Raw genomic sequence first — 14,361 nt, 5'->3', positions numbered from 1 at the left:
CCAGCCCAGTCCTCCCGAGCCTGACGGGGCTCAGCGGCGGCGCACCGGGTCGCTGGCGGTGCGGCTGCGGCCCAGCGCGTCGACCAGCCCCCACCTGCCGGGGATGTCGAGCAGCTCCACCCGGCCCATGCCCTCCGGCACCGCCGGATCGATGATCAGGTGCTCGCCCTGCGGCTCCAGGCCGAGCATCACCCGCAGCAGCAGCAGCGGGGTGCCGGCCGACCAGGCCTGCGGGCTGCACGCCGTCGGATACTCCACCGGATAGTCGGTGAGGTCCCGCTCGTAGCCGGCGAACGCCTCCGGCAGCCGCCCGCCGAAGTGCCGCGACGCCGAGAAGATCCCCTCGCAGATCCGGCCGGCCTCCTCGCGGAAGCCGTACCGCCACAGGCCCCACGCGATGATCGCGTTGTCGAACGGCCACACCGTGCCGACGTGGTAGCCGATCGGGTTGTAGCGGCCCTGGTCGTCGGCGAGCGTACGCACGCCCCAGCCGGAGAACAGCCGGGGCCCGAGCAGGTGCGCGGCGACCGGGCCGGCCTTGTCGGCGTCGACGATCCCGCTCCACAGCAGGTGACCGATGTTCGATGACAGGGCGTCGACGGGCTGCCCGTCCGGGTCCAGCGCCAGCGCGTAGTACTCGCGGTCGGGCAGCCAGAAGTCCCGGTTGAACCGCTCCTTCAGCTCGGCCGCCTCCCGCTCCAGCCGCTCGGCGTACGCGGGATCGTTCCAGACCGTGCGGGCCAGCCGCGCCCCGCGCAGCTTCGCGTCGTACGCGTACCCCTGGGTCTCGCAGGTGGCCCGGGGGAAGCCCGGCAGCCGGCCGTCGGAGTAGGAGATGGCGTCCCAGGAGTCCTTCCAGCACTGGTTCGCAAGCCCCGTCTCCGGGTTGCGGGTCCGGTACCAGACGTACCCGGTGCCGAGCAGGTCGCCGTACGTGTCGATCCACTCCAGCGCGCCCCGGGCCGGGGCCTCCAGCTGCCGCACCAGGGCGGTGTCGCCGGTCCACCGCTCGTACTCGTCGAGCAGGATCACGAACAGGGGCGTCGAGTCGGCGGCGCCGTAGTACGGCGAGTGCGGCTGCTCCTCGAACCCGGCCGTCTCGCCGTACCGCAGCTCGTGCAGGATCTTGCCGGGCTCCTCGTCGCGGAAGTCGTCGATCCGGAACCCCTGGAGACCGGCCAGCATGGTGATCGTCGGCGGCACCAGGTCCGGCAGGAACGGCAGCATCTGCAGCGAGGTGAAGATGCTGTCCCGCCCGAACAGGGTCATGAACCAGGGCAGCCCGGCGGCCATCAGCCGCACCCCGAGGGCGATCGACTCGTAGCGCAGGGCCGCCAGGTCGTTCAGGCTCCGCAGGTACGCCCCGGCCAGCGGCTCGCAGTCGCAGCCGAGCTTCGGCGCCCGCGCGACGATCTCCTCGTGCTCGGCCTGGATCTCGGCGACCGAGCGGGGTTCCGCGCCCAGCGGCAGGTTGGCCCGGACGTCCTCGCCCCGGGCCCCGTAGATCACCGTGGCCACGTCGAGCCGGGTCGTCCACTCGCCGTGCGGGTCGACGCACACCCGGAACGTCATGCCCGCCGGGTCGACGGTCGCCGTGGCGCTGCTGCCCACCACGGTCTCCCGGTGGAAACCCTCCCGCCGGTACGTGAACCGCAGCTCGTTCTCCCCCGGGGCGGCGGTGGCCCGGCCCTTCTTGCGCCGGGCCTGCTTGATCTCGAACAGGTCGGCGAAGTCGGCCCCCATGTCGACCCGGACGACGAACTCGACCTGCCGCCCGGAGTGGTTGAGCACGGTCAGCTCCTCGGCGAAGCTGCCGCCGATGGACCGGCTGCGGATCACCGACACCTTCGCGTCGAGGTAGTGCGTCGGCGCGCCGGGCACCAGGAAGAACCGGGTGCGGTACGAGAACGCGTCGTCGGTGGAGAGCGGATGCAGCCGCTCCCCGTCGATGGTCAGCACCCAGGTCGACAGGAACCGGGTGTCGAAGGAGAACAGCCCGGTCGGGAAGTCCTGCGACGGCTCGATGTCGCCCCGCCGGTCGCTGACCAGGAAGGTGTTGCCGTCGAGGATGCTGACCTGCTCCCTCACGCGGGCTTCCTCACGCCGGCCGGCCGGTCTGCTCCCGGGCCACCGCCCGGGGGTCCCGGGTGCCCGGCCGGGTGGGGAAGAACCGCCGGAACGCCAGGAAGAGCACCACGTCGCCGGTGAACGTGCTCTCGTTGCGCAGCATCGACGAGATGCCGTGCGCCCGGCCGGTGACGAGCTGGTCGAACAGGTCGGCGCTGCCGAACCAGTAGGCGTCGGCCGGCCCGGTCTCCCGGGTCACCCGGGCCGAGCCGGGGGCCATCTCGACCCGCCAGTGCTCGCTGTGGTTGCCGGTGGTGATCCGGAGCTGGAGCGTGCCGCGCACCGGGCCGCGCAGGACGGCGGGGGCGCGCGCCGGCAGCGTCGCGAAGAACCGCTCCGTCGCCTCGGTCGTCGCCCCGGTCACAGGGGAGATCGTAGGCAGGGCGGGGGACGAACCGGGTGGTTATCGACACTCAGTAGACGAGTGCCCGCGCCTCCTCGGCCATCGCCTCCTCGACGAAGACCGCCGCCCCGGCGATCCGCACGCCGGGCAGCACGTCGCCGGGGCCGATGTCCCGCCGGGCCGCGCACTGGGTGCAGGCGGTCACCCGACCCGTCGTCAGGATCACGTGCAGCAGCTCGCCCAGCGGCGCGGAGTGCGGCAGCTCGAACTGCTGGGCCCGGCCGGGCAGCGCGAACCAGGTCGACTCCCCGGTCAGCCAGAGCGACACGTCCACCCCGGCGGCGGCGGCCGTGGCGGCGACGGTGAATGCCTGGGCGCACCGCTCCGGGGCGTCGGCCCCGGCGGTCGCCTTGACGACGAGAGAGCGGGCCATGGGGCCCAGCATAGGATGACCGGGATGGTTACCGAGATCGGGTTCGTCAGCCTGCTGGTCGCCGGCCTGGGCGCGCTCGCCGGTGGCCTGGTCTACGTTGCCGTACGCATCTCGAGAGGACGTTGGTGACCTGGTGAGCGACGAGAACCCCCTCCAGCCGCCGTGGCTGAACGCGCCCCCGGTCGAGGAGTACCCGTACGAGGAGAGCCACGATCTGCGCGTCGGCCCGAAGCTGCACCCGACGCTGGACGGCCTGCTGCCGTACGTCGGGGTGTGGCGCGGCCGGGGCCGGGGCGGCTACCCGACGATCGAGGACTTCGACTTCGCCCAGGAGATCCGGATCAGCCACGACGGCCGGCCGTTCCTGCACTACGAGTCGCGGGCGTGGATCCTCGACGAGCAGAGCCGGCCGGTGCGCCCCGGCGGCCGGGAGATCGGCTGGTGGCGACCGGTGCTCGACGGCGACGGCCGGGCCACCGACGAGCTGGAGGCCCTCATGTCCGTGCCGACGGGCGTGATGGAGCTGCACATCGGCAAGCGCAAGGGCACCCAGGTCGAGTTCGTCACCGACGCCGTGGTGCGCACCGCCACGGCCAAGGAGGTCACCGCCGGCCACCGCCTCTTCGGCATCGTCGAGGGCGCCCTGCTCTACGCGCAGGACATGGCCGCCGTGGGCCACTCCCTGACCCCGCACCTGTCGGCCCGCCTGATCCGCGTCGCCGGCTGACCCGCGTCGCCGGCCCGGCCCCCGCCCTCCGGGCCCGGCCTCCCGGCCCCGCCCGGCCCCGCCGCCCCGTGCCCTCAGCGGGGGTGGGCCAGCAGGGCCTGGGCGGCCTCGGTGAGCGCCGGGCGCGGCAGGCGGGCCCCGTCCAGGGTGTGCACCGGGGCCAGGCCGCGCAGGGACGAGGTGAACCACACCCCGTCGGCGGCGCGCAGCCCGGCCGGGGTGACCATGCGCTCCTCGGCGGTCAGGCCCAGGTCGGCGGCGTGGTCCAGCAGCCAGGCGGCGGTCACCCCGGGCAGGATGCCGGTGGCGGCGGCCGGCACCGTGCACAGGGTGCGCCCCACCAGCCAGACGACGTTCGCGGTCGGCCCCTCCAGGGCGTAGCCGTCGGTGGAGACCCACAGCACGTCGTCCACGCCGTGCCCGGCGGCCCAGCGGCGGGCGGCGGCGCTCACCGCGTACGACGTCGACTTGATCCCGACCGGGAGCCAGCCCAGGGCGGGGCGGGCGGTGGCGGCCACGCCCAGCGGCAGGGTCGCCACGGAGATCCCTTCGAGCCGGGCCCGCCGGGCGGCGGCCGGCACCCCGGCGAGAGTGGCGTGCGCCGACGGCGGCCCGCCGCCCTCCGGCCCCCGCGTGCAGACCAGCCGCAGCGCGCCCTCCGCGCCGACCGGCCAGCCCGCGCAGACCTCCTCCAGCAGCTCGACCAGCACCCCGGCCGGCGGCAGCGGCAGGTCGATCCGGGCGGCCCCCCGCGCCAGCCGGGCCAGGTGCTCGTCGCGCAGCCAGGGCCGCCCGCCGCGTACGTGCATGGTCTCGAAGAGCCCGTCGCCCTGGAGCGCGCCCAGGTCGTCGCCGCGCAGCACCGGCTCGACGGCCGGCACGACGCCCCGCCCCAGCACCGCGACCCGCGCGTCCGCCCCGCTGCCCACCTCCGCCACGATCGGTGAGCCTAGTCGCGTACCCCGTGGCGGCCGACGCTTCGCGGCGGCCGAACTATGATCGGACGGTGTCCGAGTCATCCCTCGCGGAAGTGCTCCGCGCCCGTGGGCTGCGGCTGACGGCGCAGCGGCAGCTGATCCTCCAGGCGGTGCTGGATCTCGGGCACGCCACACCGGAGCAGGTGCACACCGCTGTCCGCGAGGTCGCCGCCGGGGTCAACATCACCACCATCTACCGCACGCTGGAGCTGCTGGAACGCCTCGGCCTGGTGACCCACACCCACCTGTCGCACGGCTCGCCCACCTACCACGCGGCCGGCGAGCACCAGCACGTCCACCTCGTCTGCCGGGAGTGCGGCGCGATCGACGAGATCGACCCGGGGCTGCTCGGGCCGCTGGCCGACCGGCTGGTCGCCGAGCGCGGGTTCCGGGTGGACATCGGGCACGTGGCGCTGTTCGGCGTCTGCGGCCGGTGCGGGGAGGACCCCGCGGACGAGGGCGTGCCGGGCCGGAGCGAGGACGGGGAGCAGAAATGATCGACATCGCGGGTGCGGTGACCACCGACGCCATCGACGAGGAGACCCGGGATCAGCCGGAGCCGGCGCACCGGGCGGCCGGGGTGCTGTCCGTCGCCGCCCACTACGGCGACCCGCTGCGGGAGCAGCGCGTCCTCGACACCGCCGTCGGCCTCGTCGACCGGTCGCACCGGGGCGTCGTCGCCGTGCCCGGCGAGGAGCGCATCGGCTGGCTGCACACCCTCACCACCCAGCACCTGGCCGCGCTGGCCCCCGGCGAGGGCACCGAGCTGCTGGTGCTCTCCCCGCACGGCCACGTCGAGCAGCACGCCATGGTCGCCGAGGACGGCGACACCACCTGGCTCGACACGGAGCCCGGCGCCACCGGGGGCCTGCTGACGTACCTGGAGAAGATGCGGTTCTTCAGCAAGGTCGAGCCCCGCGACGCCACCGCCGAGCACGCCCTGCTCTCGCTGGTGGGGCCGGAGGCGACCGGGGCGCTCGCCACGCTGGGCGTGACCGGGCTGGCCGCGCCCGACGCCGTCGCGGTGCCCGGCCCGAAGTTCCGCGCCGGCGAGCTGCCGCCCCGGCCCACCGTCCGGTACGCGGTCGCGCCGCTGCCCGGCGGCGGGTGGGCCCGGCGGGGGCCGCTGGGCGTGGACCTGCTGGTGCCCCGCCCCGCCATGGACCGGGTCGTCGCCGAGCTGCGCGCGGCCGGGGTGCCGCCGGTGGGGCTGTGGGCGTACGAGGCGATCCGGGTCGCCGCCCGGCGGGCCCGGGTCGGGGTGGACACCGACCACCGGACCATCCCGGCCGAGGTGGACCTGGTCGCCCCGGCGGTGCACCTGGACAAGGGCTGCTACCGGGGCCAGGAGACGGTGGCCCGGGTGCACAACATGGGGCGGCCGCCGCGTCGCCTCGTACTGCTGCACCTGGACGGGGTGACCACCGACCGGCTGCCGGCCGCCGGCACGCCGGTGACCCTCGACGGCCGGGCGGTCGGCTTCGTCGGCACGGCGGTGCTCCACCACGAGCTGGGCCAGGTCGCGCTGGCGGTGCTGAAGCGCAACGTCCCCGACGACGCCCGCCTGCTCGTCGGCGACTCAGCCGCCGCCATCGAGTAAGGAAGGGCCCCCTGTTAACGCTTTCTGTATAGGAAGGGCCCCCTCCTAACACCGCAGCCGGCGCGCAGGCAGTGCGTGGGCGGTGCGCGGCGCGGTGGCCGGCTGGCGGACGGGCGCGTCCGCTGTGGGAGCGCGCGCCGTCGACCGGGCCCCGGCGGGGCGTCTAGGATCGCCGGCATGACGACAGGGACGTTGATCACGGTTGCCCCCACCGGCGCGGAGTCGGCCAAGGCGGAGGTCCCGGCGCTGCCGGTGACCCTCGACGAGCTGCTGATGACCGCCAAGGAGTGTGAGGCGCTCGGTGCCGCCGTGATCCACGTCCACATCCGCGACGACGAGGCCCGGCCCACGCTCGACCAGGGGCGACTGCGGGAGACCGTGGCGGCGCTGCGCGAGGGCACCGACCTGATCGTGCAGCTCTCCACCGGCGGCGCGGTGACCGACCCGGAGGCCGACCGGCTGGCCGTGCTCGACGCCGGGCCGGACATGGCGTCCTGCACCATGGGCACGCTCAACTTCGGCGACGACGTCTTCCTCAACCGCTGGGAGTTCATCGTCGACCTGCACACCCGGATGCAGGAGCGCGGCATCGTGCCCGAGTACGAGATCTTCGACCTCGGCCACCTGACCGCCCTGCAGCGGCTCCTCGGCAAGCACGGGCTGCCGCACGGCGGGCACGTGCACGTCGACTTCGTGATGGGCGTGCCGGGGGGCATGCCGGGCACCACGGCGACGCTGGCCGCCGCCCACCAGGCGCTGCGCGACCTGCCGGAGGGCACCACGTTCTCGGCCACCGGCATCGGGCGCAGCACCATCCCGGTGCTGCTGGCCTCCCTGTCGGCCGGCGGGCACCTGCGGGTCGGCATGGAGGACACGGTGACGTACGCGAAGGGCCGGCCGGTCGAGTCGAACATGCAGCTCGTGGCGCGGGCGGTGGGCTTCGCCCAGCTCGCGCAGCGCCCGCCGCTGACCACCACCGAGGCCCGCGAGCTGCTCGGCGTCGCGCCCCGCTAGGCCCCGGTCGGGCGGCGCGCGCCGGTAAGCCCCGGCCCGGCCGTCGCCCCTGTCGCGGCTCGGGCGACTGCGCTGGTCACCCGCGTTTCGCCGCCCGCCGGCCCCTCGGTACCGTCCACCCGTGAGCAAGACGTACTCCGGTGGCGTGCCGCTGGCCGAGGTGGTCCGTTCCGGGTTCGTGGAGGGGCTGCACCGCGGCTCGGTGGTGGTGCTCGACGCGGCCGGCGCGACGGTCGCCGCCGCCGGTGACGTGGGGTCACCGGTCTTCCCCCGCTCGGCCAGCAAGCCGATGCAGGCGGTCGGCATGCTCCGCGCCGGGCTGCCGCTGACCGACCCGGCCGACGTGGCGATCGTGTCGGCCAGTCACGCCGGGGAGGAGTTCCACGTGGCCCGGGTCGGCGCGCTGCTGGCCGGTGCCGGGCTGGACGAGTCCGACCTGGGCTGCCCGCCCGACCTGCCGATGGGCGAGCTGGCCCGGGAGGCGGTGCTGCGCGCGGGCGGCGGGGCGACCCGGGGCCGGATGAACTGCTCCGGCAAGCACACCGGCATGCTGCTCACCTGCCTGGCCGCCGGCTGGCCCCGGGCGGGCTACCGGCAGCCGGAGCACCCGTTGCAGCTCGCGCTGCGGGCGGCCGTCGAGGAGTGCACCGGGGAGCCGGTGGCGGCGGTCGGCGTCGACGGCTGCGGCGCGCCGGTGCTGGCCGTGTCGCTGACCGGGCTGGCCCGCGCGTACCTGCGGCTGGTCTCCGCCGTGCCGGGCTCGCCGGAGCGGACCGTCGCGGACGCCATGCGGGCGCACCCGGAGCTGGTCGGCGGCACCTGGGCCGAGGACAGCCGGCTGATGCGCGGCCTGCCCGGCGCGCTCGCGAAGATCGGCGCGGAGGGGGTGATCGCCGCCGCGCTGCCCGGCGTCGGCGCGGTCGCCCTGAAGATCGACGACGGGGCGACGCGGGCCCGGATGCCGGTCCTGGTCTCCGCGCTGCGCCGGCTGGGCGTCCGGGCACCCGTGCTCGACGAGTACGCCGAGCTGCCGCTGCTCGGCGGCGGGATCCCGGTCGGGGCGGTCCGCCCGGTCTGGTGACGCGGCAGGGCCTCGGGGCCGAACCAGCGCGTCACCAGGCCCCGCTCGTCACCAGGCCCACACGGTCGGCTCGCCGAACTGGTCGGAGTTGGTGCCGAGGTTCGGCGTGGCCCCGGTCAGCAGGAGCCGGCCGGCCGCGTCGAAGACCTTCGCTCCGACCACCTGGCGAGGATCGACGCGCAGCGCGCCGGCCCCGGCGGCGAGCTGGCCGTCGGCGATCGTCCGCCCGCTCTTGTCGAGCAGCTCGACGCGCGTTGCCGTTTCCGGCCCGACGACCAGCACCCCGGCCGTCTCTCCCGGCACCGGGACGACGGTCAGGTCGGGGCGGCCGACGGCGGTCCGATAGCCGGTCGGTGCGCTCGCTTCCCGTGGCGGCTGCGGCCCTGCGTCGATCTTCAGCAACGCGGCGCAGCCGGCGTCGGTCGAGCACGAGTTCACCAGCACGGCCTCCGGGGCGTCGGAGACCCAGTCGGGCAGCCGCCCGCCCCAGACCACCTTCGGAGCCGGTCCGGTGAGCCCCTGGCCCTCGGCCAGCTCGCGCAGGTCGCGCACGGCGACAGCGGCGAGCGCGGCGTCCACCGAGCCGCGCGCGCCGGCGGTGGGGACCGGTGTCGCCGCCTTCGTCGACAGGACCACCCCCGGTCCGCCACCCGCCGGACCGGAGTAGCGCACCACGCCCTGGCAGGTGAAGCGCCACCGCTCGGTCACCGGGCCCGCCCCGCCGACTGCGAGGCCGTCGCTGCTCGCCACCTGCCAGCTGCGGGCGATCGAGCCGTCCGGCTGGAGCCGGCCGTCGCCGGAGGTCTCGACGAGGCACCCGGCCGGGGCGAGCCCGACCGTGACGTCGGCGACGTGCCCGCCGTCCGTCGGCGAGAGTCGGCTGAGGAAGGCGTACGGCTCCAGGGGCAGCGGCGCGTCCGGGGTGCCGGTCTTGCTCAACAGGTCCGGCACGGACGCCCCGACCTGCGCGATCGCGGAGCGGAGCAACGCGTGCGAGTCGCCGAGGAAGGCCACCACCACGATCCGGCCGCCCGGTGCGTCGTGGGCCAGCAGCACCTTCACCTCGCCCAGCGCCGGGTCGACCAGCAACCGGGCGCGGGCCGTCCGGTACTGCCGTTGGATGTCCGCGATCAGCGCCCCGTCACCGGCGAGATTGCCCCGGGTCGGCGAGTCCAGCAGCTGCCGCACCAGCGGCGTCTCGATCCGGCTCGCCGGCTGGTAGGTCCCGGTGGCAGGCGGCGACGATGCCACGCCGGTGACGAGCCGGCCGGCCGCACCGAAGGCCGGCAGCGCCAGCGCCGCCGCCGTCAGGCCGGCCACGCCCGCCACCGTGATCCGTCGCTGCCGGCGTCGGCGGACCCGGACCAGCAACCGCTGGTACGGGTCGGGGCCGGGCATCACCGGCTCGGCGAGCCGCGTCAACGCGTGCCTGATCTCATCGGCCATCGTGCACACCTCTTCCTCTCGTCGTGACCGGCGACGCGTCCGACGGTGGCGGGATGTCGGACGACGGCTCCGGCTTGTCGGACGACGGCGCCGGGGTGTCGGACGACGGCTCCCGGGCAGGTGACGAGGGCGACCCGTCTGGCGAGGCCGGCAGTACCGCGCGCAGCCGGGCGAGCCCACGGGACGCCTGGCTCTTCACCGTGCCGACCGAGCAACGGAGCGCCTCGGCGATCTGCGCCTCGGGGAGGTCCTCCCAGTAGCGCAGCACCAGCACGGCCCGCATCCGGGGCGGGAGGCCGAGCAGCGCGGTGAGCACCTCGTCGCGCAGCACGACGTCGTCCGCGACGTCCGGGCCCCGGCTCTGGCCGGCGTGCAACCGCCAGGCACCGGTCACCCCGGCCAGGAACTCCCGGGAACCGAACCGGTGCCACAGGCTGACCCGTTCGTTGACCATGATCCGGCGAACGTAGGCGACGGGGTTGTCGACGTGCCGCCAGCGGCGCATCACCCGTATCAGCGCGCTCTGCACCAGGTCCTCGGCCGCGTGCCGCGAACCGGTCAGCAGGTACGCGGTCCGCAGCAGATCCGCGTACCGGATCTCGACGAACTCGCGGAAGCTGTCCTCCGTCACCTGCGATCTCCAGTCCTGCCCGGCGTCACCGTCGAGAGGAAGACCCGGGGCGGGCAGGAAAGGTTGACCGGGGTCGTGACCGATCTACCGCAGGAAGTCCAGCAGCGCGTCGTTGACGGCGTCCGGGCGTTCCAGGGGGAGCAGGTGCCCGGCGTCCGGTACGTCCGGCAGCCGCACCGCGCCCGGCACCTCGGCGGCGATCCGGTCGGCCAGTCGGCCGATGTCCGGCACGTCGGCGGCCCCGGCGGCCACCAGCACCGGTACGCGCAGCTCGCCGAGCCGCTCGATCGCGGGCGGGTCGAGTTCGTCCACCTCGACGGCGCTCAGCGCCAGCTCGGCCGCGAGGGCCCGACGGTCCATCTCCTCGGCGAACCGGATCAGCTCCGGGTCGACGTCTTCGGGGCGGCGGCCCGGGCCGACCACCCAGAACCGCACCTCGCCGGCCGCCGTGGCCGCGTAGTCCTCGGGGTCGGTTTCGCCCACCAGGTCGTCCCAGAGGTCGTTGGCCTCGTCGGACCACTCGCTGCCGCTGACGGCCGTGCCGAACAGGGCGAGTGCGCCGACCCGATCCGGGTATGCGAGAGCGGTGTCGATCGCCACGGCCCCGCCGAAGGAGCACCCGACGAGGGCGGCCCGGGGCAGTTCCAGGGCGTCCAGGAGGCCGACCACGTCGTCGTGGTGGGCGAACGGGTCGGTGGGCAGTTCGGAGTCGCCGTAGCCGCGCAGGTCGACGGCGATCACGCGGTGCCGGGCGGCCAGGGCGGGCACCTGTTCCCGCCACATGCGCCGGTCGGCGATGCCGGCGTGCAGCAGGAGCACGGGCGTTCCGTCACCCGTGTCGTCGTACGCGAGATTCGCGCCGTTGATCTCGATCTTCGTCACCCCGGGGAAGGTACGGACCGGACGCACGACGCGCAACAGATTCAAGCCGGGCGGCGTTGACCAGGGGCGGCGGGCCGGGTTGATCGACTTCATGTCGGGGACATGGGGGTATCCCGTCCCGTTGATACCCGCATCCGGCCGGCATCCCGTCCCGCGACGACCGTGTCCCCGGCCCGGCGTGAGACCTTGCTAACTCGGGTTAGCGTTTTGCTTGCAGCAGCTAGCAGGGCCGGTTAGCGTGGGGTCATGGCCACTCCCAAGGACCTACCTGACGTCGGCGGGTTCATCCGTGACCTGCGGCGCAACGCCAAGATCTCGCTGCGGCAGCTCGCCGAGCAGGCGGGCGTCAGCAACCCGTACCTCAGCCAGATCGAGCGCGGCCTGCGCAAGCCCAGCGCCGAGGTGCTCCAGCAGCTCGCCAGCGCGCTGCGGGTCTCCACCCCGGCGATGTACCTGCGGGCCGGCCTGCTCGACGACAAGGAGGGGCAGGGCGTGCTCGCCGCCATCGCGGTCGACCCCGATCTCACGATGGCGCAGAAGCAGTCCCTGACCCAGATCTACGAGACGTTCCGGCGGGAGAACAGCCGGCTCGCCGAGGCGGAGGCCGCCACCGAGGCGGCCGAGGCCGCCACCGAAGCCGCCCAGGCGGGCTCGGGTGCCGGCCCGGCCGCCACGGCCGCCGCCCCGTCCGCGCCGGCCACCGCACCGGAGGCCCCGGGCACGGCCACGCCGGCCGCGACCGGGCCCACCACGCCGGAGGGCACCCCGACCGAGGCGGTCCTGGAGTCGGTCGCCGTCACCGAGGCCGGCCCGGCACCCGCCCCGCCCAGCAGCACGCCCGCGAGGAAGGCCGCCGAGAGGGCGACCGCCGTCGAGACCGAGCAGACCGCCGCCGCGGTCGAGGAGGAGAAGTCATGACCCAGCCGAAGACCCACCGCATCCCGGCCCCGCTCTACGCCGCCGCCGGCGCCGGCGACCTGGCCCTGGAGCAGCTGCGCAAGCTGCCCACGGTGGTCACCGACCTGAGTGGCAAGGTCGCCGCCGACCTTGGCGGCAAGGCCGTCGTGACCGGCTTCGAGCTGCGCCAGAAGGCCACCGAGACCCTGCGTACGGCCAACCAGACCGCCGCCGAGCTGCGTGGCCGGTCCGTCCCGGCCGAGCTGAACCGGCTGCGCGAGGCCGCCGACGTCAACCGGCTGCGCGAGGTCGCCGACCTGAACCGGCTGCGCGAGGCCGCGGACGTCAACCGCCTGCGCGAGCTGACCGACCTCGACCGGCTGCGCGGGCTGGCCGCCCGCAACGCGGCCGTCGTCGTCGCCGGCGCGCAGGCCGCCCAGGAGCGGGCCCTCGCCGCGTACGCCGAGCTGGTCGCCCGTGGCGAGCGGGTGGTCGGTGCCGGCGTGCTGGAGGCCGCCGACACGGTCAACGCCGACATCGCGGCGACCGAGGCCGAGCTGAACCCGGCCCCGGCCGCGCCCGCCGCGCCCGCCCCGGCGGCGAAGGCCGACGCCCCGGCCCCGGCGGCGAAGGCCGACGTCCCGACCCCGGCCGACGTGGCCGAGGTCGTCGAGGCCAAGCCGGCCGCCGCCCGGACCCCGCGCACCCGCGCGACCAAGGCGACCACGGCCAGGGCCACCGCGAAGACCGCTGCCAAGGGCGGCCCCAAGGCCAAGGCCGCCGACAGCCCGGCCCCGGAGGCCGCCGACACCCCGTCGGCCAAGCTGCCCAAGGCCACCCGGCGGGCCCGCCCGGCCGCCGAGTAGCGCAGCGACCCCGTTCGGCCCCGCCGCCGCCCCGCGGCAGCAGCCGCCCGGCGGCTTGCCGGAGTGAGACGCCGCACGACCCCGGAGACGTCCTGGCGGACGGATCCGGGGTCGTCGGCATAAGCTTGCCGGCATGGCCATCGCCGCGCCGATCTTCGCTTTCCAGGTCCAGTATTGGATCACCATGCTGCTGCTGGTGTTCGCCCTCGTCATCGAGGGGGTGGCGCTCGTGCACGCGATCACCCAGCGCGGCGAGGGCTTCGCCGCGATCGGCACCCTGCCCAAGGGCGGGTGGATCGCCATCCTCGCGGTGTGCCTGGTGCTCACGCTGCTGACCAACAACGTGCTGAACATCTTCGGCCTGATCGGCATCGCCGCCGCCCTGATCTATCTGCTGGACGTCCGGGTGGGGCTGCGTGACCTGCACGACGGCCGGGGATCCTCCTGGTGAGAGGGTTCCGCTGGCCACCGCCACCGGACGGCGGGCCACGGACCTGGGGCCCCGGCCCGGGCGCCCCGCGTACGGGCCGGCCGGCCCTGCCCGAGCCGGAGACGGAGCTGGTCGCCACCCCGCACGGGGTGCGCCTCGAACAGCTCGTCACCGGCGTCGGCGACCCGGTCACCGTGTTCGCGCACGGGCTGGGCAACGGCATCGCCACCACCCGGCCCTTCGGCAGCGGCGTTGCCGGCCGCAAGGTCTTCTTCCAGTTCCGGGGGCACGGCCGTTCCGAGGCACCGCCCGGGCCGTGGAGCTACCTCGACCTCGCCCGGGACCTGCGGGCCGTCGCCGACCTCGGCAACGCCACCCGCGCGTTCGGCGCGAGCCTCGGTGCGGGCGCGCTGTGCCGGCTGCTCGCCGAGAGCCCGGAGCGCTTCGACCGGCTGGTCTTCTTCCTCCCGGCGGCGCTCGACCGGCCCCGCACCCCGGCCGCCCGGAGCCGGATCACCGACCTGATCGAGGCGGTGGAGAGCGGCGACGCCTCCGCCGTCGCCGACGTCGTCTCGGCCGAGCTGCCGCCCGCCGTGCGCAACACGCCCGCCGGGTGGGCATACCTTCGGCAGCGGCTCGACCACCTGCTGCGCGACGGCCTCGCGGCGGGCCTCGCCGACCTGCCCGACCAGGCCCCGCTCGGCGACCGGGCGCAGCTTGCCGCGGTGGCCGCCCCGGCCCTCGTGCTGGCCTGTGCGGGCGACGACCTGCACCCGGTCGAGGTCGCCGAGCAGCTCGCGGCCGCCCTGCCCCGGGCCACCCTCCACGTGTACGACCGCCCGGGCGTGCTCTGGTCGGAGCGCGCCGACCTGCGGGAGCGGATCTCGGGGTTCCTCAACGGGTGACG

17 protein-coding genes are annotated in these 14,361 nt (G+C 75.2%); 10 read left to right on the top strand and 7 right to left on the bottom strand.

What is annotated here, in order from left to right:
- Nucleotides 1–30 precede the first annotated feature (30 nt).
- The 3 genes from ACVMYR_RS13575 to ACVMYR_RS13565 are packed head-to-tail and all read right to left on the bottom strand — an operon-like array spanning nt 31 to nt 2,915.
- Nucleotides 31–2,088 carry an amylo-alpha-1,6-glucosidase gene (locus tag ACVMYR_RS13575; protein WP_457121931.1) on the bottom strand — a complete coding sequence of 686 codons (2,058 nt, stop codon included), beginning with the start codon at nt 2,086–2,088 and terminating at the stop codon, nt 31–33.
- A gap of 10 nt (nt 2,089–2,098) precedes the next feature.
- A complete protein-coding gene (locus tag ACVMYR_RS13570) occupies nt 2,099–2,491 on the bottom strand; it encodes a hypothetical protein (RefSeq protein WP_052503866.1) in 393 nt (130 codons plus the stop codon).
- A 49-nt stretch (nt 2,492–2,540) separates the two neighbouring features.
- Nucleotides 2,541–2,915 (bottom strand): DsrE family protein, encoded by a 375-nt coding sequence (locus ACVMYR_RS13565; RefSeq protein WP_043965234.1) that lies wholly within the window; start codon nt 2,913–2,915, stop codon nt 2,541–2,543.
- Between the two features lie 12 nt (nt 2,916–2,927).
- Between ACVMYR_RS13565 and mtfM the strand changes: the two genes are divergently transcribed.
- Both mtfM and ACVMYR_RS13555 read left to right on the top strand, forming a co-directional pair.
- Nucleotides 2,928–3,032: a small membrane protein MtfM gene (mtfM, locus tag ACVMYR_RS13560; protein ID WP_043966460.1), complete on the top strand. Its 105-nt coding sequence runs from the start codon at nt 2,928–2,930 to the stop codon at nt 3,030–3,032.
- A gap of 4 nt (nt 3,033–3,036) precedes the next feature.
- Nucleotides 3,037–3,630, top strand: a complete 594-nt coding sequence (locus ACVMYR_RS13555; RefSeq protein WP_077938157.1) for an FABP family protein — start codon at nt 3,037–3,039, stop codon at nt 3,628–3,630.
- A 74-nt stretch (nt 3,631–3,704) separates the two neighbouring features.
- Here ACVMYR_RS13555 and ACVMYR_RS13550 read toward each other — a convergent pair whose 3' ends face one another.
- Nucleotides 3,705–4,568: an aminotransferase class IV gene (locus tag ACVMYR_RS13550; RefSeq protein ID WP_457121930.1), complete on the bottom strand. Its 864-nt coding sequence runs from the start codon at nt 4,566–4,568 to the stop codon at nt 3,705–3,707.
- Nucleotides 4,569–4,636: 68 nt separating this feature from the next.
- Between ACVMYR_RS13550 and ACVMYR_RS13545 the strand changes: the two genes are divergently transcribed.
- The 4 genes from ACVMYR_RS13545 to ACVMYR_RS13530 all read left to right on the top strand — a co-directional run bounded on the left by ACVMYR_RS13545 (nt 4,637) and on the right by ACVMYR_RS13530 (nt 8,302).
- Nucleotides 4,637–5,104 carry a Fur family transcriptional regulator gene (locus ACVMYR_RS13545; RefSeq protein ID WP_043965237.1) on the top strand — a complete coding sequence of 156 codons (468 nt, stop codon included), beginning with the start codon at nt 4,637–4,639 and terminating at the stop codon, nt 5,102–5,104.
- Entirely contained in the window at nt 5,101–6,207 is a 1,107-nt protein-coding gene (gene ygfZ, locus ACVMYR_RS13540) for a CAF17-like 4Fe-4S cluster assembly/insertion protein YgfZ (protein ID WP_091285742.1), read from the top strand. Before ACVMYR_RS13545 ends, ygfZ begins: the two co-directional genes overlap by 4 nt.
- A 177-nt stretch (nt 6,208–6,384) precedes the next feature.
- Nucleotides 6,385–7,221, top strand: coding sequence for a 3-keto-5-aminohexanoate cleavage protein (locus ACVMYR_RS13535; RefSeq protein WP_457121929.1), 837 nt, complete (start codon nt 6,385–6,387; stop codon nt 7,219–7,221).
- Nucleotides 7,222–7,342: 121 nt separating this feature from the next.
- Nucleotides 7,343–8,302, top strand: coding sequence for an asparaginase (locus tag ACVMYR_RS13530; RefSeq protein ID WP_457121928.1), 960 nt, complete (start codon nt 7,343–7,345; stop codon nt 8,300–8,302).
- A gap of 48 nt (nt 8,303–8,350) precedes the next feature.
- Here the strand turns inward: ACVMYR_RS13530 and ACVMYR_RS13525 are convergent, their stop codons facing one another.
- The 3 genes from ACVMYR_RS13525 to ACVMYR_RS13515 form a co-directional block, all read right to left on the bottom strand.
- Entirely contained in the window at nt 8,351–9,748 is a 1,398-nt protein-coding gene (locus tag ACVMYR_RS13525; protein ID WP_457121927.1) for a hypothetical protein, read from the bottom strand.
- Nucleotides 9,738–10,379: a SigE family RNA polymerase sigma factor gene (locus ACVMYR_RS13520; protein ID WP_457121926.1), complete on the bottom strand. Its 642-nt coding sequence runs from the start codon at nt 10,377–10,379 to the stop codon at nt 9,738–9,740. The genes ACVMYR_RS13525 and ACVMYR_RS13520 overlap by 11 nt, the downstream gene beginning before the upstream one ends.
- Nucleotides 10,380–10,463: 84 nt before the next feature.
- A complete protein-coding gene (locus ACVMYR_RS13515) occupies nt 10,464–11,261 on the bottom strand; it encodes an alpha/beta fold hydrolase (protein WP_457121925.1) in 798 nt (265 codons plus the stop codon).
- A 246-nt stretch (nt 11,262–11,507) separates the two neighbouring features.
- On the opposite strand from ACVMYR_RS13515, the gene ACVMYR_RS13510 reads away from it, so the two are divergent.
- The 4 genes from ACVMYR_RS13510 to ACVMYR_RS13495 all read left to right on the top strand — a co-directional run bounded on the left by ACVMYR_RS13510 (nt 11,508) and on the right by ACVMYR_RS13495 (nt 14,359).
- A complete protein-coding gene (locus ACVMYR_RS13510; RefSeq protein ID WP_457121924.1) occupies nt 11,508–12,179 on the top strand; it encodes a helix-turn-helix domain-containing protein in 672 nt (223 codons plus the stop codon).
- On the top strand, nt 12,176–13,024 hold the full coding sequence (locus tag ACVMYR_RS13505) for a hypothetical protein (protein WP_457121923.1): 849 nt from the start codon (nt 12,176–12,178) through the stop codon (nt 13,022–13,024). Before ACVMYR_RS13510 ends, ACVMYR_RS13505 begins: the two co-directional genes overlap by 4 nt.
- A 133-nt stretch (nt 13,025–13,157) precedes the next feature.
- On the top strand, nt 13,158–13,475 hold the full coding sequence (locus ACVMYR_RS13500) for a DUF2516 family protein (protein ID WP_043965247.1): 318 nt from the start codon (nt 13,158–13,160) through the stop codon (nt 13,473–13,475).
- Entirely contained in the window at nt 13,472–14,359 is an 888-nt protein-coding gene (locus ACVMYR_RS13495) for an alpha/beta fold hydrolase (protein ID WP_077938168.1), read from the top strand. Before ACVMYR_RS13500 ends, ACVMYR_RS13495 begins: the two co-directional genes overlap by 4 nt.
- The last annotated feature ends 2 nt before the right edge of the window (nt 14,360–14,361 follow it).

It is taken from the genome of Micromonospora sp. PTRAS2 (assembly GCF_054052245.1).
The sequence above is the reverse complement of the archived record's forward strand: the minus strand, read 5'-3'. Positions and strand labels throughout refer to the sequence as shown.